Origin of the sequence: Methylobacterium sp. J-043, from assembly GCF_022829505.1 — a bacterium.
GTDB classification, from domain to species: Bacteria; Pseudomonadota; Alphaproteobacteria; order Rhizobiales; family Beijerinckiaceae; genus Methylobacterium; species Methylobacterium extorquens_A.
On the sequence record NZ_JAKSYB010000065.1, the window covers coordinates 65,416 to 83,094 of the forward strand.

Here is a 17,679-nt window from a genome sequence, read left to right on the forward strand (position 1 = left end):
TCAGTCGTCCTGGTCGATGTCCTTGTCGAGGACCGTCTTCGATTCGACCGTGGTGTCGGCCTTGAGCTGGTAGACCAGGGGGATGCCGGTGGCGATCTCGAGGCTGGCGATGGTCTTGGTGGTCATGCCGTCGAGCACCATGACCAGGGCCCGCAGCGAGTTGCCGTGGGCCGCGACCAGCACCCGCTCGCCCGACATGACGCGCGGCAGGATCGTCTGGATGTAATAGGGCAGCACCCGTGCGGCGGTGTCCTTGAGGCTTTCGCCGCCGGGCGGGGGCACGTCGTAGGAGCGGCGCCACTCGTGAACCTGCGCGTCGCCCCAGCGCTCGCGGGCATCGTCCTTGTTGAGGCCGGAGAGGTCGCCGTAGTCGCGCTCGTTCAGTGCCTCGTTGCGGATCGTCTCCAGGCCGCCCTGGCCCATCTCCTCGAGGATCAGCGAACAGGTGTTCTGGGCGCGCCGCAGGTTCGAGGTGAAAGCCACGTCGAATTGCGTGCCCTGGCCCTTGAGCCAGCGCCCGGCGCGGCGGGCCTCGTCGATCCCGAGCTCCGTCAGCTCCGGGTCGCGCCAGCCGGTGAACAGCTTCTTCAGGTTCCATTCGCTCTGGCCATGCCGAGCGAGGACGAGCAGGCGCTCCATGGGACGGGTCTCTCCGGAGAAGGGGACGGGGCGGCCGCACGGCGCCTCGCGATCTTGGGCGGGCCTCTATCAGACGCGGCGGCCCCTCCCAAGCCTAAGCCTGACGTTCCGTTGGATTCGTTATTCGTACGTGAGTCTAGTCGCGAAGCCCCAGCACGTCGTCCATGCCGTAGAGGCCGGGCGGCTTGTCGAAGGCCCATTGCGCCGCCCGCACGGCGCCGCGGGCGAAGATGGCCCGGTCCTCGGCGTGGTGCGAGAGCGTGATCCGCTCCGAGGGGCCGGCGAAGATCACGCTGTGGTCGCCGACCACCGAACCGCCGCGCAGGGTCGCAAAGCCGATATCGCCGGGCCGACGCGCCCCGGTATGGCCGTCGCGGGTCGAGACGCGGGTCTCGGCCAGAGACACGTCCCGCCCTTCCGCCGCCGCCTCGCCGAGCAGCAGGGCCGTGCCGGAGGGGGCATCGACCTTCATGCGGTGGTGCATCTCCAGCACCTCGATGTCGAATTCCGGGCCCAGCGTGGCGGCGACCTTGCGCACGAGGCCGGCCAGCAGGTTGACGCCGAGCGACATGTTGCCCGAGCGCACGATGCGGGCATGGTAGCTCGCCGCCTTCAGCCGCGTCAGGTCGTCCTCGGACAGCCCCGTGGTGCCGACGACGTGGACGATGCGGGCCTGCGCGGCGAGTTCGGCGAAGGCGACCGTCGCGGCGGGGGCGGTGAAGTCCAGAACCCCGTCGGCGGCTACGAACCGCGACAGGGGGTCGTCACTCACCGGCACGCCGAGTTCGCCGAGGCCGGCCAGGATCCCCGCATCCTGGCCAATGACGGCCGAGCCCGCGCGCTCGACGGCGCCGTGCAGCGTGCAGCCCTCGGCCTCCGCGACCGCACGGATTAGCATTCGTCCCATGCGCCCTTCGGCGCCCACAACGACGAGCTTCATCATGATCGACTCTTCGCTCCGATGAATGGCCGGCTCACCCAGCGCTGATCGCACGGGTGGGGGCCGTTGACTTGTCTATACCCGCTGCGCCGCGATAAGCGGCCCCAGCACATCCGATACGCCGCTGACGGTGATCTGCGTGCCGACGCAGAGCAGCAGGAAGGCCGACAGACGCCCGAGCACCCGTGCCCGCACCGATCCGATCAGGGTCACGACCCGGTCCGCCGAGCCGTAGGCAAGACGGATCACCCCGGCGATGGCCAGGGCCGCTAGGGAGGCGCCGAGGAAGAAGCTGGCGAGGTCGCCAGGCTCGGAGGGGCGGTTCGCACCGAGCGCGATGGCGACGGCAATGGTGCCGGGCCCGGTGGTGAAGGGCAGGGTGAGCGGAAAGAACGCGACCTCGGCGAGGTTCTCGCCGGTCTCCGGCTCGGTCTCGACCTCGGCATGCTTGCGGGCCTCCCGCGCCTCGGGGGCGGTGAGCATGGTCCAGGCGAAGGCCGCCACGAACAGGCCGCCGGCGATGCGCAGGGCCGCCAGCGACACGCCGAAGAAGTTGAGGATCGGGGCGCCGGCCCAGAGGGCGGCCAGCATGACGAGGGCGGCGTAGAAGCCGATCCGCCGCGACAGCTCCGCCCGCTCGGCCTGTGAGCGGTCGGAGGTGATCTGCGCGAACATCAGCGCGGAGCCGACCGGGTTCACGATCGAGAACAGGCTGGACAGCGCGAGCAGGAAGCTCGTCAGCACGGTTTCGAAGCCAACGGATGGCAGCATGCTCGCTCGGCTCGACAAGGGGAGGGAAACGCGCCGGCTTTAGCCCGGCTGTCCGGCGGGCACCAGCACCCGCGCCGGCACGCGGCTTTCCAGCCGGCGCACCTGCCGCACGGCGATCGGCCGGTAAAGCTGCTTCGTCGCGTCCACGACGTGCAGGCCGGCGAACGGCATGGCGAGGCCGGTGCCGAACCGCTCCCAGGCTGCGGCGGTGCGGAGCCAGAACCGGCTGCGGATCGGCGGCATGTAGAGTGTCTCGGCCCAGCCCTCCGGCGAGAACAGCGTGTCGCGCATCAGCCGCGAGAGCTGCGACCGGCTGTAGGGCTGGCCGTGGCCGAACGGCGTCGCGTCACGCCGCGCCCAGACGCCGGTACGGTTGGGCACGACGAGGATCAGGCGTCCGCCCGGTGTCAGCACCCGCCACACTTCGGCGAGCAGCTCGCTCGGGCTTTCCACCGCTTCGAGGCCGTGGACGAGGATGACGCGATCGACCGCCGCCTCGGGCAGGGGCAGCATGGTGAGGTCGGCCAAAGCCGTCACCGAGCGCCCGCTGGAGGGCCAGTTCACGACCCCCTGCGTCGCCGGCATGAAGGCCAGCGTCCGCTCGGCAATGACGTGGACGGGGCCGAGATAGGGCGTAACGTAGCCCAGCCCGAGCACGCGCAGCCCCGAGACGGAGCCGAGGAAGCCGTGGATCGTCCGGCCGACGACACGGTGCGTGACGACGCCGAGCGGACTGGCGTAGAACGCGCGCAGGTCCGTGACGTCGAGGCGCATCGGATGGGGTGCCGGCACGGCCGGTTGTCCTCCGCAGGGCTGATTCCGCATCAATGGGGATCGCGCAGACGTCAGGCAAGCGTGGCTGCGTCTCCGATGCCGGAACCGTCGCCGCCATGCAACGGTTCCTCGCCGAGGTTTGCAGTGCGCGTCCCGGCGCCGATCTCTCTCGGCGGCCCTAACCCCGTGACCGCCCGGGCGGAAAAATCAGTTTTCGCGAAAGGTCTCCGATGACGAGAGCAGCCCCCGAAATCCGCACCTTCCTGTGCCGGAGCGACAATATCGGCGTGCTGATCCGCGATCCCGCCAGCGGCGCCTGCGCCGCCATCGACGTGCCGGAGGCCGGACCCGTGCTTGCCGCCCTCGACGCGGAGGGCTGGCAACTCACCGACATTCTCGTCACCCACCGCCACGGCGACCATATCGAGGGGATCCCCGAGGTGGTGGAGCGCACCGGCGCGCGAGTGACCGTGCCGGAGAAGGCACGCGGGGCGGTGCCGGGCGCCGCCCGTACCGTCAAGGAGGGCGACACGGTGACGGTCGGCGGTCTCACCGCCGCGGTCTGGGAAACACCGGGGCATTGCGCCGACCACGTGACCTACCATTTCGCCGATGCCGGCGTGGTGTTCTCGGGCGACACCCTGTTCACCCTGGGCTGCGGCCGGGTGATGGAGGCCGAGCCCGAGACGCTCTGGCACTCCCTCAGCCGCTTCCTCGACCTGCCCGACGCGACCACGGTCTATAGCGGTCACGATTACGTTCTCTCGAATGGCCGCTTCGCTCTGGCCGCCGATCCGGACAACGCCGATTTGAAGGAGCGCGTGGCCGAAGCCGAGCGGCTGGCCGAGCAGGGCCGCTTCCTGATCCCGTCGACCATCGGCGAGGAGAAGGCGACGAATCCGTTCCTGCGCGTGGGCCAGCCGGTGCTCGCCCGCTCGGCTGGACTCGAGCCGGGCTCCGACCCGGCGGCGGTGTTCACCGCGCTGCGGGCCTGGAAGAACCGATTCTGAGAATCGGGCGAGGGGCAACGCACGGCTCTCGCTCGAAGCCTGACGCGGCGGAGCTGGCCGTCGCTGACGGAGGCTGGCACGGAACCGGGGTGATCGCGGTCGAGCGATAGCCTCGGGGTCCGGTGGACGATCCCTTGACCGCGCCGCCTGTGCTCCGCCAGACCTTGCCTTCGAGCCTCCGGCGTGTGATCGAAACCCACGGTTTGCGCATCGCAACACGACCCGCTCGTCCGCGTATCCTCGGCGAAAGGCCGGTTCCCTTGCCCACCCTGTTCCGTTTCCTCGCCACGATCGCGATCCTCGTGGGCCTCGTCTTCGCCGGGATGTTCGCACTGGCGACCTTCGTCGAGCCGACGCCGCGGGAGATCAGCGTCACCATTCCCCCGGCGAAGCTCCAGCCGGGCGGGCGATGAACGCGGACGGTTCCGCGCTGCCAGGCGGAGCGGAGGATCCGGGTCAGCTCTTTCTCGACATGCTCGCCGCCGAACGCGGTGCGGCAGCCAACACCCTGGCCGCCTATCGGCGCGACCTCGACGACTATCTCGGCTACCTCGCGCAAGCCGGGATCGACCCGGAGGAGGCGCAGGCCGATCAGGTTCGCGCCTACATCGCCTCCCTCGAGCCGCGCGGATTGAAGGCGTCGTCGGCCGCCCGGCGCCTCTCCTGCATCCGCGGCTTCCACCGCTTCCTCTACGCGGAGGGCCATTCCGAAACCGATCCGACCGCACCGGTCGCCGCCCCCCGGCGGGCCAAGGGTCTGCCGAAGGTCCTGTCGGTGGCGGAGGTCGATCGCCTGCTCGCGACCGCGCGGGACCGGGTCGAGGCCGCGGGCGACGACCGGGCCGAGGCCCGTTCCGCCGCGCGGATGCTCTGCCTGCTCGAACTCCTCTACGCCACGGGCTTGCGCGTTTCGGAACTCGTGGCCCTGCCGCGCTCGGCCGCCGCCACCCGCGAGCGCTACCTCGTGGTCAAGGGCAAGGGCGGACGCGAGCGCCTCGTGCCGCTCACCGACCTCGCCCGCGAAGCCATGCGCACCCACGTCGCGTACCTCACCGCGGAGGGGGCCTGGCTGTTTCCCGCCGAGAGCGAGAGCGGACATCTCACCCGGCAGGCCTTCGCCCGCGACCTCAAGACCGCCGCCGCTGCGGCGGGTCTGCGGGCCGACCGGGTGAGCCCGCACGTCCTGCGCCACGCCTTCGCCAGCCACCTGCTCCAGAACGGCGCGGATTTGCGCATCGTCCAGGAGTTGCTGGGGCATGCCGACATTTCGACCACGCAGATCTACACGCACGTCCTCGATGAACGGTTGAAGGGCATGGTGCGCGATCTTCACCCCCTCAACGACCGAGGCGAACAGGTCGGGGTGAGCAATGTTTCCCCTAAAGAACCGTATTAAAGTGTACATTGTTGGGTCTTGATGGATAGGGCAATGGAATTTCGAAAATCTGCCTAATAAGCGCTCGGCGATGCTGTTGACATCGAAGTCGCTCTCAGACCAATCTTGAGACCACTAGGATGAGGGGAGGCGGCGCAGCGGTCCGTATGGGCCGGTGCCAGGGATACGATGCGCCTCGATCTCTCGACGCTTCTCTTCATGACGGTCGCCGTCACCTTCGTGGTGGGCGTGCTATTCCTGTTGTCGTGGAGCCAGACCCGAGGCGAGCGCTCCCTGGCGGTCTGGGGCATCGCCCACATCGTCGGCAGTGGCGCGTCGCTGATGCTGGGCCTGCGGGGGCAGATCCCGGACAGCCTGTCCATCGGCCTCGCCAACGCGGTGATGATCGGCGGCTATGGGTTGATCTGGAGCGGCGTGCGCGCCTTCGAGGGCCGCCCGTTGCGGCTCGGCTGGGTCTTGGCCGGCGCGGTGACCTGGCTCGCGGCCTGCTTGATCCCTGCCTTCTTCGAGTCGCTCGCCGCCCGCGTCAGCCTCGCCTCGATCCTCGCCGGGCTCTACTGCGCCTCCGGCGCACGCCTGATCTGGCAGGGCCGCGGCGAGCCCCTGGTCTCCCGTTATCCGGCGCTGGTGTTGCTGGCCACCTATGCCGGCCTCTATTGGATCCGCATACCGTTGGCGTTCGCCATGCCGACGCCGGCCTCGGTCGCGATCGCCTCGCCGTGGATCGCCATCCTCTGCTTTGCCGGCACGCTGTTCTCGGTCGCAATCGCCTTCGTGTTCATGGCGCTGACCAAGGAGCGGGCCGAGCGTGAACAGCGGCTCGCAGCCGAGACCGATTCGCTCACGGGGATCGCCAACCGCCGCGCGCTGGTCGCCGGCGCCGAGCGGCGCCTCGCCGTCGCACCGGCTGCGCTGCTCCTGTTCGACCTCGATCACTTCAAGGCGATCAACGACCGCTACGGCCATAGCGTCGGGGACGCGGCTTTGGCCGCCTTTTGCCATGTCGCCGACCCTCTGCTTCCGCCCGGGGCGGTGTTCGGGCGGATGGGCGGCGAGGAATTCGCGTGCCTGCTGCCGCGGCTCGACGAGCGGGCGGCCTTGCGGGTCGCCGAGGATGTCCGAGCCGCGGTCGCGCGCTTCGTTCATCCGGATTATCCGGAGCTCGCGATGCGCGTGAGCGTGGGCGTGGCGGTCGAAAGCCAGATCCGCGGCAGCCTGGATTACCTGCTGCGCCGGGCCGACGACGCCCTCTACCGCGCCAAGCATGCCGGACGCGACAGGGTGGTCGCCGCGGGCGAGGATCGCCTTCCCTTCGCCGAGACGGCGGGCCCGTGCATCGGCCTTCGCGCCACGGAAGGTCGACGGAGCCGGATGCGGTCGCCGTGAGCGTCACGCGCGCCGTCCACACCGATCTGCCTGCCATTCACCGAACCTGAACCGTGCTCCATCGACGGCGAGCCCCTTCGTGAGGCATCGTCACGCCCCGTGAGAGAGGGCGGTGGAACCGCTCCGGGGAGACGGTGACGATGCGGCGGCCGGCTCGGTGGATCATCCGTGGTGCCGCAGCTTGCGCCGTTGCCCTCGGCGCCCCGGCGATGGCCTCGGAGCCGGCCGAGAGCCGGATCGAAGCGCTGCTCGCCCGGATGACGCTGGAGGAAAAGGCCGGCCAGCTCAACCTGATCTCGCACGAGCCGGTCCTCGACCTCGATGCCTTCCGCCGCGGCGAGGTCGGGGCGGTCATCAACTTCAACAATGCCGGTCTCGTCGCGCAGGCCGACCGGCTCGCCCGCTCCTCGCGGCTCGGCATCCCGCTGCTCGTCGGCCTCGACATCGTTCACGGCTACCGCACCATCTTCCCCCTGCCGCTCGCCATGGCCGCGAGCTTCGATGCCGGGCTCGTGCGCCGCGCCGCCGCCGCGCAGGCGCGCGAGTCGGCGGCGGTCGGCCTCAACTGGACCTTCTCGCCGATGGCGGACGTCGCCCGCGATCTGCGCTGGGGCCGGGTGGTCGAGGGCCTGGGCGAAGACCCGTGGCTGACGGGGCGGCTCACCGCCGCGCAGGTCGAGGGCTTTCGCGATGGCGGACTCGCGAGCACGCTCAAGCACTTTACAGGCTACAGCGCCGTGCTCGGCGGGCGCGACTACGACGCCACCTTCGTGGCGCCCACCGAACTGCACGACCTCCATCTGCCGCCGTTCCGCGAGGGCATCCGGGCCGGCGCCGACGCGGTGATGACGGCGCTGACCGCGCTGAACGGCCTGCCCACCACCGCAGACCCGGCGCTGATGACGGGTCTGCTGCGTCGACAGATGGGCTTTTCCGGCCTCGTCGTGGCCGATTGGCAGGCGATCGCCAGCCTGACGAAGCACGGTGTCGCCCGCGACGGGGCGGAGGCCGCGCGCAAGGCGCTGGCGGCGGGCGTCGACATGGACATGACGAGCGGGCTGTTTCTCCGCCACCTGACCGAGGAGGTGCGGGCTGGGCGCGTTCCCGAACCTGCGGTCGATGCGGCGGTGCGCCGGGTGCTTCGGCTGAAGTTCGGACTCGGCCTGTTCGACCGTCCCGTGGCCGATCCGGACGGGGCTGAAGAAAAGCTTTTGCGCCCCGAGACCCGGAGGCTCGCCCGCGACGCGGCGCGGGCGAGCCTCGTCCTGCTCCAGAACCGCGAGGATCTGTTGCCGATCGATCCGGCCAAGGTGCGCCGCATCGCCGTCGTCGGTCCCTTCGCCGATTCCGCCTGGGATCAGGTCGGGCCGCACGAGGGCACGGGGCAGGAATGGGACGCGGTGACGATCCTGGCGGGCCTGCGCGAGCGCGCCGCCGCTTCCGGCGTCGCGATCGATTTCGCGCCGGGCTGCGGGCGCGTCTGCGACAACCGGGAGGGGTTTGCAGCCGCGGTCGAGGCGGCGGCCGGCGCCGACCTCGTCGTGGCGGTGATGGGCGAACCGCGGGACCGCTCGGGCGAGGGCTCGTCGAGCGCCACCCTCTCCTGGCCCGGCCTTCAATACGATCTGCTCGCAGCGGTCGCCGGTGCCGGCAAGCCGGTCGCGCTCGTCGTGGTCGGCGGGCGCCCGACCGAACTTAGAGATGCCCTTGGGCAGGCGCAGGCGGTGCTGATGGCGTGGCTCTCGGGCACCGAGGGCGGGCCGGCGGTGGCCGAGACGCTGTTCGGCGACGCCAACCCGGCGGGTCGGCTGCCGGTCTCATGGCCGCGCACGGTCGGGCAATTGCCGCTGACCTACGACACCCTGCCGGGCGGGCGCCCGCACATCCCCGGCTCGCGCTGGACCATGGGCTACGCCGACGAATCGCCGCTGCCGCTGTTCCCGTTCGGCTACGGCCTCTCCTACACCCGCTTCGCCTATGGCGAACCGGAGATCGTGACGCCGCATGTCGGCGTCGGGGACCGCTACGACGCGGTGCTCGAGGTGCGCGCGTCGGTCACCAATTACGGCACGCGGCCGGGCCGGGCGGTGGCGCAGCTCTATCTTGGCCAACCGGTGGCGAGCCGCAGCCGGCCGAGGCGGCTGCTGAAGGGCGTCGCGCTCCTCGACCTCGCCTCGGGCGAGACCGGGGTCGCGAGCTTCCGCGTGCCGGCGCGCGACCTCGGCTACCATGAGCCGGACGGCACGCTCGTGGTCGAGGCCGGGACCTACCTCGCCCATGTCGGCGGAGACGCGATCGCCACCCGCAGCGCCGGCTTCACCGTCGAGACCGGCTGGCGCGGGCCGCCGGGCAGCGACGAGGCGCGGCGCTGACGCGATTCAGCCGAAGGTCTTGCGCGGATCGAACGCGTCGCGCACCGCCTCGCCCGCGAAGACGAGCAGGCTCAGCATCGTCGCCACCACGAAGAAGCCGGTGAGCCCGAGCCAGGGCGCGTTGATGTTGTCCTTGCCCTGGGCCAGCAGCTCGCCGAGCGAGGGGGAGCCGGGCGGCAGGCCGAAGCCGAGATAGTCGAGCGAGGTCAGGGTCGTGACCGAACCGTTGAGGATGAACGGCAGGAAGGTCAGGGTCGCCACCATGGCGTTGGGCAGAAGGTGGCGCGTCATGATGCGCACGTTCGACAGGCCGAGAGCGCGGGCCGCGCGCACGTACTCGAAATTCCGCGCGCGCAGGAATTCCGCGCGCACCACGCCGACCAGCGCCGTCCACGAGAACAGCGTGAGTATGCCGAGCAGGGTGAAGAAGCTCGGCACGAGGAAGGCCGACATGATGATGATGAGGTAGAGCGTCGGGATCGCGCCCCAGATCTCGATGATCCGCTGGAAGATCAGGTCGGTCCAGCCGCCGAAATAGCCCTGCACCGCCCCCGCGATCACGCCGATGACCGACGAGACGCCGGCGAGCACGAGGCCGAACAGGATCGAGATGCGGAAGCCGTAGATGACGCGCGCCAGCACGTCCCGCGTGGCGTTGTCGGTGCCCAGCCAGTGCCACTCGATGTCACGGCAGCCGAGTTCTCGCCCATCGGTCTTGACTCCCGCACGCTCGGCGACCGGGCGGCACTCGGCGTCGCTCAGCATCCAGGTCGGCGGCGAGGGAGCCGGGGTCGGCAAGTCCCGCATGAAGGTGTTGTCGGCGTAAGGGATGGGCGGCCAGAGCACCCAGCCGTTCTCCTCGATTTCCTTGCGCGTCTCGGGCGCCCGGTAATCGGTCTGGGCCAGGAAGCCGCCGAACTTCTCGTCCGGGTAATCGACCAGGACGGGAAACAGCCACTCGCCCTTGTACTGCATCACGATCGGGCGATCGTTGGCGATGAGTTCGGCGAACAGGCTCAGTACGAACAGCACGGCGAAGATCACCGCCGACCAATACCCGCGACGGTTGGCCCGGAAATTCGCGAGCCGCCGACGGTTGAGCGGCGACAGGCTGCGGCGGGTGGCGGTCGGCAGAGGCTGCATCTGCGGCGCGTTGCCCGGCGCGGTGACGGGCACCGCATCGGGTTCGGGTCGCAGGTGCTCGTTCATCGGCTCCAACCCTTACGCTCGGGCGGCCGATGCCGGCTCAGTCGAGCCGAACTGCGGTGCCCTCGATCTCGCTCGGCCGCAGCGCACCCTTGCGCTCCAGATGGCGGCGCAGCAGACGCACGTTGCGGCGGTTCGCCTTGAAGGCCGCGTCGAGCAGGTCGCCGGCCAGCGGCACCGAGCCCACCGCACCGTCGATGGCGACGTTGCCCATCATGCGCCAGACGAGCCAGCGCGGCGCGCCGAGCCGTTTCGCCTCGTAGACGATGTACGAGGCGATCGCCATGCCCGCGATGTCGCCGAGAATGGGGACGAGACCGATCACCGCGTCGAGACCGACGCGGCGGTTGATGCCCGGCACGAGGAAGGCCGAGTCCATCAGGTGGGCGAGCTGCTCCAGGCGCAGGAGGCTCGCCTCCGTGCTGGTATCGGTGAGGCGGCGCAGCTGCGCCGCGGCGGCAGACTCGCGAAAGACCTTATCGGAGGTGTGAACGGAGGTGCTCATGGCGACGATGTGGTCCCGGCCCAACCGTTGCACAAGGAAGCGGATCGCGCGGTCGTTCACGTCTCGCGGAATAATCCCGCCAAGCGTTCGACCGCCGCATCGAGGGTGGCGTCCGTCTTGGCAAAGCAGAAGCGCGCGAGGTTCGTCACGCTGCCTCCCTCGTAGAATGCGCTGACGGGGATCGCCGCGACTCCGTGCTCGGTCACGATCCGCTGGCAGAAGGCGACGTCGTCGGCGGCGAGTTCCGCGATATCGACGGTGAGGAAGTAGGTGCCGGCACTCGGCAGCACCGTGAAGCCGATTTCGGACAGCCCCGACGCCAGCCGGTCGCGGGAGCGGGCGAGGTCGGCCCGCATGCCGTCGAAGTATGCGTCGTCCTTGGCCAGGCCGTAGGCGACCGCCTCCTGAAGGTTCGGCGGCGTAGTGAAGGTGAGGAATTGGTGCGCCCGCGACAGCACCCGCATCAGCGACTCGGCCGCCATCACGAACCCGACCTTCCAGCCGGTGAGGCTGAAGATCTTGCCGGCCGAGCCGATCTTCACCGTCCGCTCGCGCATGCCCGGCTGCGCCATCAGGGGCCGGTGGCGCCGGCCATCGAAGATCACATGCTCCCACACCTCATCGCAGATCGCCACCGCGTCGAAGCGCCGGCAGAACTCCGCGAGCAGGGCGAGGTCGTCGGGTTCGAAGACGGTAGCGCTCGGGTTGAGCGGGTTGTTCAGCAGAACGATTCGCGTGCGCTCGGAGAACGCCTCGGCCAAAGCCGCCGCCTCGATCCGGAAATGGGGCGGCTTGAGCGTGACGAAGCGCGGCACACCGCCGGCCCGCCGCACCAGCGGCAGGTAGGCGTCGTACATCGGTTCGAACAGCACGACCTCGTCGCCCGGCCGAACCAGCGCCATCAGCGCGCCGGCCAGCGCCTCGGTCGCGCCCGAAGTCACCATCACCTCGCGCTCCGGATCGAGGTCGAGACCCTGGTGGTGCCGGTAATGGGCGGCGACGGCCGAGCGGAGCGAGGGCAGCCCCATCATCGGCGGGTATTGGTTGCTGACACTCTCCAGCGCTCGTGCCGCGGCGGCGCGCACGTCGTCGGGCCCCTGACTGTCGGGAAAGCCCTGGCCGAGATTGATCGCCCCGTGCTGCCGCGCGAGCCGCGACATCGATTCGAACACGGTTTCCGGCAACTCGGCGAAGACGGGATGGCCGGTGAGCGGGGGGATGCGATTCGCGGCAGGACTCATAAGCGATGTCTTCGCAGAGAGACCGCGCCGCTCCAAGCGCTCCCCGTAAGATGGAATGGAGAAGAGAGCGGGGCTGCGCATGGTATCGCCATCTGCGAAGACAAGAGGCGTCCTGTCGAACCTTGTCGAGAACGTCGGCGTGCCATCAGCGCAGCGTGCGCTCACGCACACGAGTTAGCGAATGAACCGCGAAATCCCGGTTTTGCGCTGCGTCGGCGGGGTGACGAATGTTGACGATCATCAGTCGTAAGCGCATGTTCACCCCACGGTCGGACCGGCCGCCGCGTTCAAGGGACTTCGCCCCCTCGTTTCTTGGATGTGGCAGGCCGGTCCGGTCGTGCTTCATGGAAAAAGGCCGCCGCTCGACACGGCGGCCTTTTTCGTGTCCGATCAGGCGGTGCACGTCCTTGCGGCGGCGCTGTCACCATCGGCGGATCATGCGTCTGGGAACTTGCCTGCTGCTCGCCGCCGTGTCGGGTGTTCTGGGCCTTACCTTGCGTCTTACGCTGCCGGTCACGCCGGCCGATGCGTCGTTTCGCGACGTGATGCGCCTCTATCAGTCGCAGGCTGCGACGACGGGCAGCAACACGCTGGAAACGTCGTCGCCGTAGGAAGACCGCAATGACCGGCGAGGCTCGCCGGCCGTACCAAGTCCGCCCGCCTTGTCCGAAACGGGTTCGAGCCGGATGGATTTTCCGCCGGCCGGATCGTGACCCCGGGCCGGCTCGCGGTGTCTGGCCGTGCTGTCGCCGATGAGTGTGTGAGGGATGAACGAGAGTTCGCCGATACGCAGGGAGACCGCCCGGGAATACCGGACCGCGGACCCGGTGACGACCGCGCCGATCCGCCGGCGCCGCAAGTTCGGCCGCTGGATGCTCGCGCTGCTGATCCTCGGCGGGGCGGGCGCCGTCGCTCACCGCACCTACGACGCCCGGCAGAAGCCGGCCGAGGAGACGGCACAGGCGCCGGGCGGCGGCCGTCCCGGTCACGGCGGACGGCCGGCCGACATGAAGCAGGCGGTCGGCGTCGCACCGATCGTGACCGGCGACATGCCGGTCGTGCTCCAGGGCCTCGGCACGGTGACGCCGCTCGCCACCGTCTCGATCCGCTCGCAGATCAACGGCTACCTCACCAAGATCGGCTTTCGCGAGGGCCAGATGGTGAAGGAGGGCGATTTCCTCGCCCAGGTCGATCCACGGCCCTACGAGGCGTTGCTCGCCCAGTATCAGGGTCAGCTCGCCCGTGATCAGGCGCTGCTGCAGAACTCGAAGCTCGATCTCCAGCGCTACCAGACCCTGAACCGCCAGGATTCGATCGCGAAGCAGAACGTCGACACCCAGGCTGCCCTGGTGAAGCAGAACGAGGGCACGGTCGCGGCCGACCAAGCGCTCGTCGATCAGCAGAAGCTCAACCTCACCTATGCCCGGATCGTCTCGCCGGTGGAGGGCCGGGTCGGCCTGAGGCAGGTCGATCTCGGCAATTACATCACCGCCGGTTCGACCAACATCGTCGTCGTCACGCAGTTGCGTCCGATCTCGGTGGTGTTCGTTCTGCCGGAGGACGAGGTGGCGCGGGTGATGCGCCGGGTGCGCGCGGGCGCTACGCTCACCGTGCGCGCCTACGACCGCAGCGACCAGCACGAGATCGCCGTCGGCCGCCTCGACACGGTGGACAACCAGATCGACACCACGACCGGCACGGTGAAGCTGCGGGCGATGTTCGAGAACGAGGACGAGAGCCTGTTCCCGAACCAGTTCGTCAACGCGCGCCTCACCGTCGAGACGATCCGGAACGCGGCCCTGGTGCCCAACGCCGCGATCCTGCGCGGCACGCCGGGCACCTACGTCTACCTGATGGACGGCGACGAGAAGGTCACCGTGCGCCCGATCAAGACCGGCGAGACCGATGGGGTGAACACGGTGGTGCTCACCGGCCTCACGGCGAGCGACCGCGTCGTCACAGACGGCACCGATCGCCTGCGCGAGGGTGCGCCGGTGCGCGTGGTCGGCCAGACCCCCGGCCCCCAGGCCGGCGCACCGGCAGCAGGCGCCCCCGGTGCGACACTTCCGACGACGCCCGCGGCTTCCGCCGACGGCGCGAATCCGGGCAGCCAGGAGCGCCGGGGACGCCGGCGCCCGGCACCGTAGCGGGATGCGGCCATGAACCCGTCCCGCCTCTTCATCCTGCGGCCCGTCGCGACGACGCTGTCGATGCTGGCGATCCTGATCGTCGGCGCGGTCTCTTACCTGAACCTGCCGGTCTCGGCGCTGCCCGCCGTCGATTACCCGACGATCCAGGTGCAGACGTTCTATCCCGGTGCCAGCCCGGAGGTGATGACCTCGGCGGTCACCGCGCCGCTGGAGCGGCAATTCGGCCAGATGGCCAACCTCAACCAGATGTCCTCGCAGAGTTCGGCGGGGGCGTCGGTCATCACCCTCCAGTTCAACCTCGACATCCCGCTCGACATCGCCGAGCAGTCGGTCCAGGCCGCGATCAACGCGGCCGGCAACCTGCTGCCGACCGACCTTCCGGCGCCGCCGATCTACGCCAAGGTCAACCCGGCCGACGCGCCCGTGCTGACCCTGGCGCTCACCTCCGCGACGATCCCGCTGACGCAGGTGCGCGACCTCGCCGAGACGCGGCTCGCCCAGAAGATCAGCCAGATCGCGGGTGTCGGCCTCGTCAGCATGGGCGGCGGGCAGCGGCCGGCGGTGCGGGTGCGGTTCAATTCCCTGGCGATGGCCGCCTACGGCCTCAACATCGACGACCTGCGCACCACGATCGCCAACCTCAACGTCAACACGCCCAAGGGCAACATCGACGGGCCGACCCAGTCCTACGCCATCAACGCCAACGATCAGGTGCGTGACCCGGCGGTCTATGCCAGCGCGATCATCGCCTACCGCAACGGTGCACCGGTCCACCTCACCGACGTGGCCGAGGTCGTGGACGGGGCCGAGAATACCCGGCTCGGCGCCTGGGCCGACCGCACACCCGCGGTGATCCTCAACATCCAGCGCCAGCCCGGCGCCAACGTCATCGATACGGTGGACCGTATCAAGCGGCTGCTGCCGCAGCTTCAGGCGACGATGCCGGCCTCGGTCTCGGTCGCAACGCTCACCGACCGGACGACGACGATCCGCGCCTCGGTGCACGACGTGCAGTTCGAGCTGATGCTCGCCATCGGCCTCGTGGTGATGGTGATCTTCCTGTTCCTGCGCAGTTTTTCGGCGACTCTGATCCCGAGCCTGTCGGTGCCGCTCTCGCTGATCGGCGCGCTCGCGGCGATGGATGCCTGGGGCTTCTCCCTCGACAACCTCTCCTTGATGGCGCTCACCATCGCCACGGGCTTCGTGGTGGACGACGCCATCGTCGTCATCGAGAACATCGCCCGCCACGTCGAGGAGGGTGACAGCCCGTTCGAGGCCGCGCTGAAGGGAAGCCGCGAGATCGGCTTCACTATCATCTCGCTCACGGTCTCGCTGATCGCGGTGCTGATCCCGCTCCTGTTCATGGGCGACGTGGTTGGTCGCCTGTTCCGCGAATTCGCGATCACCTTGGCTGCGACCATCGTCATCTCGGCGGTGGTGTCGCTCACCCTCGTGCCGATGCTGTGTGCCCGGCTCTTGAAGCCCGTCGCCCACGGCGCCGACACGCCGGCCGCGCGCCGTGGAGGTCCGGTCGCCCGTGCCGGCCGGCGGCTCAACGACGGCGTCATCGCCCTCTACGGCCGGGCGCTTCGCGTCGTCCTGGCCAACCAGGGCCTGACGCTGCTCGTCACCCTCGGCACCGTGGCGCTCACCGCCTACCTGTTCGTGGTGATCCCCAAAGGCTTCTTCCCCGTGCAGGACACGGGCGTGATCCAGGGCATCTCACAAGCCGACCAGAGCGTCTCCTATGAGGCCATGGCGGAGCGCCAGCAGGCGCTGGCCGACATCGTCCTGAAGGATCCGGACGTGGCGAGCCTGTCCTCGTTCATCGGGGTGGACGGGCAGAACGTCACGCTCAATTCCGGCCGCTTCCTCATCAACTTGAAGCCGCGCGATGCGCGCGGCGCCGATGCCAGCGCGATCATCCGCCGCCTCAACGCCGCGACGAGTTCTGTCCCCGGCGTCCGGCTCTACATGCAGCCGGTGCAGGATCTGACCATCGATACCGCCGTCTCGGCGACGCAGTATCAGGTCATCCTCGAGAACCCGAACCTCGGCGACTTCGAGACCTGGGTGCCGCGCTACGTCGAGGCGCTGCGCCGCTCGCCGCTGCTGGCCGACGTGACCAGCGACTACCAGGGCAACGGCCTAGCCGCCTACGTCACCATCGACCGACCCACCGCCGGGCGCTACGGCATCACGCCGGCCACGATCGACAACGTGCTTTACGACGCCTTCGGCCAGCGCATCGTCTCCACCATCTTCACCCAATCGAGCCAGTACCGGGTGATCCTGGAGGCGAACCCGAAGCTGCACACCTCGCTCGCCTCCCTCGACAACCTCTACCTTCCGTCCTCGACCGCACCGTCGGGCCAAGTGCCGCTCTCGGCCGTCGCGAAGATCGAGGAGCGGCGCGCGCCGCTGCTGATCGGCCATCTCGGACAGTTCCCGGCCACGACCGTCTCGTTCAACCTCGCGCCGGGCGTGGCCCTCGGCCAAGCCGTCGACGCCCTGGAGGCCGCGCGAAAAGACATCAACCTGCCGGCGAGCTTCAACGTGGTGCCGCAGGGCTCGGTCTTCGCCTTCGAATCGGCGCTCTCCAACGAGCTGTTCCTCGTCTGCGCGGCGATCGTCACCGTCTACATCGTGCTCGGCGTGCTCTACGAGAGCTTCATCCACCCCATTACCATCCTCTCGACCCTGCCATCCGCCGGCATCGGCGCGCTGCTCGGGCTGATGTGGTTCGGGCTCTCACTCGACATCATCGCGATCATCGGCATCGTGCTCCTGATCGGCATCGTGAAGAAGAACGCGATCATGATGATCGACTTCGCGCTCCAGGCCGAGCGCGAAGAGGGTAAGAACCCGCGCGATGCGATTTACGAGGCCTGCCTGCTGCGCTTCCGCCCGATCCTGATGACGACGCTGGCCGCCCTGTTCGCGGCGGTGCCGATGATCGTCGGCTCGGGCGTCGGCTCGGAACTGCGCCAGCCGCTGGGCATCGTCATCGCCGGCGGGTTGATCGTGAGCCAAGTGCTGACGCTGTTCACGACGCCGGTCATCTATCTCGCCTTCGACCGGTTGGAGCGCCGGATCATGCGGCGGCGGGAGCGGGACGGGCTGGCGCCCGGCGGGGCGGTGCCGTGAGCTTCATGGCAATACCGATGGTGCGCATCCCCTCTCCCCGCACGCGGGGAGAGGGCTTCGGCGACCCCGTCGTCGGCGAAGCAAGGCGGCAGCCGAAGGTGAGGGGGCTTGACCGGCGGCGTCTCATCCGGGGCCGCCCCCT

16 protein-coding genes are annotated in these 17,679 nt (G+C 69.3%); 8 read left to right on the forward strand and 8 right to left on the reverse strand.

Translation table 11 applies throughout. The features are described from left to right. The 4 genes from MKK50_RS21510 to MKK50_RS21525 form a co-directional block, all read right to left on the reverse strand. A complete protein-coding gene (locus MKK50_RS21510; protein ID WP_253372278.1) occupies positions 1 to 639 on the reverse strand; it encodes a 2,3-bisphosphoglycerate-dependent phosphoglycerate mutase in 639 nt (212 codons plus the stop codon). A 136-nt stretch (positions 640 to 775) separates the two neighbouring features. Further along, the gene (gene dapB / locus MKK50_RS21515; protein ID WP_499025208.1) at positions 776 to 1,579 is read right to left on the reverse strand and encodes a 4-hydroxy-tetrahydrodipicolinate reductase; all 804 of its coding nucleotides are present in this window, start codon (positions 1,577 to 1,579) and stop codon (positions 776 to 778) included. Positions 1,580 to 1,654: 75 nt separating this feature from the next. Further along, positions 1,655 to 2,350 carry a MarC family protein gene (locus MKK50_RS21520; RefSeq protein WP_499025209.1) on the reverse strand — a complete coding sequence of 232 codons (696 nt, stop codon included), beginning with the start codon at positions 2,348 to 2,350 and terminating at the stop codon, positions 1,655 to 1,657. Positions 2,351 to 2,389: 39 nt separating this feature from the next. Beyond that, positions 2,390 to 3,124, reverse strand: a complete 735-nt coding sequence (locus MKK50_RS21525; RefSeq protein ID WP_056192650.1) for a class I SAM-dependent methyltransferase — start codon at positions 3,122 to 3,124, stop codon at positions 2,390 to 2,392. Positions 3,125 to 3,354: 230 nt separating this feature from the next. Here MKK50_RS21525 and gloB point away from each other — a divergent pair, with 230 nt between their 5' ends. The 5 genes from gloB to MKK50_RS21550 all read left to right on the forward strand — a co-directional run bounded on the left by gloB (position 3,355) and on the right by MKK50_RS21550 (position 9,288). Then, a complete protein-coding gene (gene gloB, locus MKK50_RS21530) occupies positions 3,355 to 4,134 on the forward strand; it encodes a hydroxyacylglutathione hydrolase (RefSeq protein WP_499025211.1) in 780 nt (259 codons plus the stop codon). A 260-nt stretch (positions 4,135 to 4,394) separates the two neighbouring features. Continuing rightward, positions 4,395 to 4,547 (forward strand): histidine kinase, encoded by a 153-nt coding sequence (locus tag MKK50_RS21535; RefSeq protein WP_499025213.1) that lies wholly within the window; start codon positions 4,395 to 4,397, stop codon positions 4,545 to 4,547. Next, a complete protein-coding gene (locus MKK50_RS21540) occupies positions 4,544 to 5,530 on the forward strand; it encodes a site-specific tyrosine recombinase XerD (RefSeq protein ID WP_499025215.1) in 987 nt (328 codons plus the stop codon). Before MKK50_RS21535 ends, MKK50_RS21540 begins: the two co-directional genes overlap by 4 nt. 168 nt (positions 5,531 to 5,698) lie before the next feature. Then, a complete protein-coding gene (locus MKK50_RS21545) occupies positions 5,699 to 6,916 on the forward strand; it encodes a GGDEF domain-containing protein (RefSeq protein WP_499025216.1) in 1,218 nt (405 codons plus the stop codon). 209 nt (positions 6,917 to 7,125) lie between these two features. Further along, positions 7,126 to 9,288: a glycoside hydrolase family 3 N-terminal domain-containing protein gene (locus MKK50_RS21550; RefSeq protein ID WP_499025217.1), complete on the forward strand. Its 2,163-nt coding sequence runs from the start codon at positions 7,126 to 7,128 to the stop codon at positions 9,286 to 9,288. Between the two features lie 6 nt (positions 9,289 to 9,294). Here the strand turns inward: MKK50_RS21550 and MKK50_RS21555 are convergent, their stop codons facing one another. The 4 genes from MKK50_RS21555 to MKK50_RS21570 all read right to left on the reverse strand — a co-directional run bounded on the left by MKK50_RS21555 (position 9,295) and on the right by MKK50_RS21570 (position 12,643). Further along, positions 9,295 to 10,497 carry an ABC transporter permease gene (locus MKK50_RS21555; RefSeq protein WP_499025218.1) on the reverse strand — a complete coding sequence of 401 codons (1,203 nt, stop codon included), beginning with the start codon at positions 10,495 to 10,497 and terminating at the stop codon, positions 9,295 to 9,297. 37 nt (positions 10,498 to 10,534) lie between these two features. Continuing rightward, positions 10,535 to 11,059, reverse strand: a complete 525-nt coding sequence (locus MKK50_RS21560) for a DUF4112 domain-containing protein (protein ID WP_499025219.1) — start codon at positions 11,057 to 11,059, stop codon at positions 10,535 to 10,537. Next, the gene (locus MKK50_RS21565; RefSeq protein ID WP_499025221.1) at positions 11,056 to 12,240 is read right to left on the reverse strand and encodes an aminotransferase; all 1,185 of its coding nucleotides are present in this window, start codon (positions 12,238 to 12,240) and stop codon (positions 11,056 to 11,058) included. Before MKK50_RS21565 ends, MKK50_RS21560 begins: the two co-directional genes overlap by 4 nt. Positions 12,241 to 12,385: 145 nt before the next feature. Beyond that, entirely contained in the window at positions 12,386 to 12,643 is a 258-nt protein-coding gene (locus tag MKK50_RS21570) for a hypothetical protein (RefSeq protein WP_499025223.1), read from the reverse strand. Positions 12,644 to 12,677: 34 nt separating this feature from the next. On the opposite strand from MKK50_RS21570, the gene MKK50_RS21575 reads away from it, so the two are divergent. The 3 genes from MKK50_RS21575 to MKK50_RS21585 all read left to right on the forward strand — a co-directional run bounded on the left by MKK50_RS21575 (position 12,678) and on the right by MKK50_RS21585 (position 17,537). Then, positions 12,678 to 12,851: a hypothetical protein gene (locus MKK50_RS21575; RefSeq protein WP_499025225.1), complete on the forward strand. Its 174-nt coding sequence runs from the start codon at positions 12,678 to 12,680 to the stop codon at positions 12,849 to 12,851. A gap of 156 nt (positions 12,852 to 13,007) precedes the next feature. Next, positions 13,008 to 14,387 carry an MdtA/MuxA family multidrug efflux RND transporter periplasmic adaptor subunit gene (locus MKK50_RS21580; RefSeq protein WP_499025226.1) on the forward strand — a complete coding sequence of 460 codons (1,380 nt, stop codon included), beginning with the start codon at positions 13,008 to 13,010 and terminating at the stop codon, positions 14,385 to 14,387. Between the two features lie 12 nt (positions 14,388 to 14,399). Further along, entirely contained in the window at positions 14,400 to 17,537 is a 3,138-nt protein-coding gene (locus tag MKK50_RS21585) for an MdtB/MuxB family multidrug efflux RND transporter permease subunit (protein WP_499025227.1), read from the forward strand. The last annotated feature ends 142 nt before the right edge of the window (positions 17,538 to 17,679 follow it).

What these genes read in the sequence shown, in the direction of transcription:
- MKK50_RS21510 (WP_253372278.1), bottom strand. Translation starts at nt 639, where the DNA reads ATGGAGCGCCTGCTCGTCCTCGCTCGGCATGGCCAGAGCGAATGGAAC.
- dapB (WP_499025208.1), bottom strand. Translation starts at nt 1,579, where the DNA reads ATGAAGCTCGTCGTTGTGGGCGCCGAAGGGCGCATGGGACGAATGCTA.
- MKK50_RS21520 (WP_499025209.1), bottom strand. Translation starts at nt 2,350, where the DNA reads ATGCTGCCATCCGTTGGCTTCGAAACCGTGCTGACGAGCTTCCTGCTC.
- MKK50_RS21525 (WP_056192650.1), bottom strand. Translation starts at nt 3,124, where the DNA reads ATGCGCCTCGACGTCACGGACCTGCGCGCGTTCTACGCCAGTCCGCTC.
- gloB (WP_499025211.1), top strand. Translation starts at nt 3,355, where the DNA reads ATGACGAGAGCAGCCCCCGAAATCCGCACCTTCCTGTGCCGGAGCGAC.
- MKK50_RS21540 (WP_499025215.1), top strand. Translation starts at nt 4,544, where the DNA reads ATGAACGCGGACGGTTCCGCGCTGCCAGGCGGAGCGGAGGATCCGGGT.
- MKK50_RS21545 (WP_499025216.1), top strand. Translation starts at nt 5,699, where the DNA reads ATGCGCCTCGATCTCTCGACGCTTCTCTTCATGACGGTCGCCGTCACC.
- MKK50_RS21550 (WP_499025217.1), top strand. Translation starts at nt 7,126, where the DNA reads ATGGCCTCGGAGCCGGCCGAGAGCCGGATCGAAGCGCTGCTCGCCCGG.
- MKK50_RS21555 (WP_499025218.1), bottom strand. Translation starts at nt 10,497, where the DNA reads ATGAACGAGCACCTGCGACCCGAACCCGATGCGGTGCCCGTCACCGCG.
- MKK50_RS21565 (WP_499025221.1), bottom strand. Translation starts at nt 12,240, where the DNA reads ATGAGTCCTGCCGCGAATCGCATCCCCCCGCTCACCGGCCATCCCGTC.
- MKK50_RS21575 (WP_499025225.1), top strand. Translation starts at nt 12,678, where the DNA reads ATGCGTCTGGGAACTTGCCTGCTGCTCGCCGCCGTGTCGGGTGTTCTG.
- MKK50_RS21580 (WP_499025226.1), top strand. Translation starts at nt 13,008, where the DNA reads ATGAACGAGAGTTCGCCGATACGCAGGGAGACCGCCCGGGAATACCGG.
- MKK50_RS21585 (WP_499025227.1), top strand. Translation starts at nt 14,400, where the DNA reads ATGAACCCGTCCCGCCTCTTCATCCTGCGGCCCGTCGCGACGACGCTG.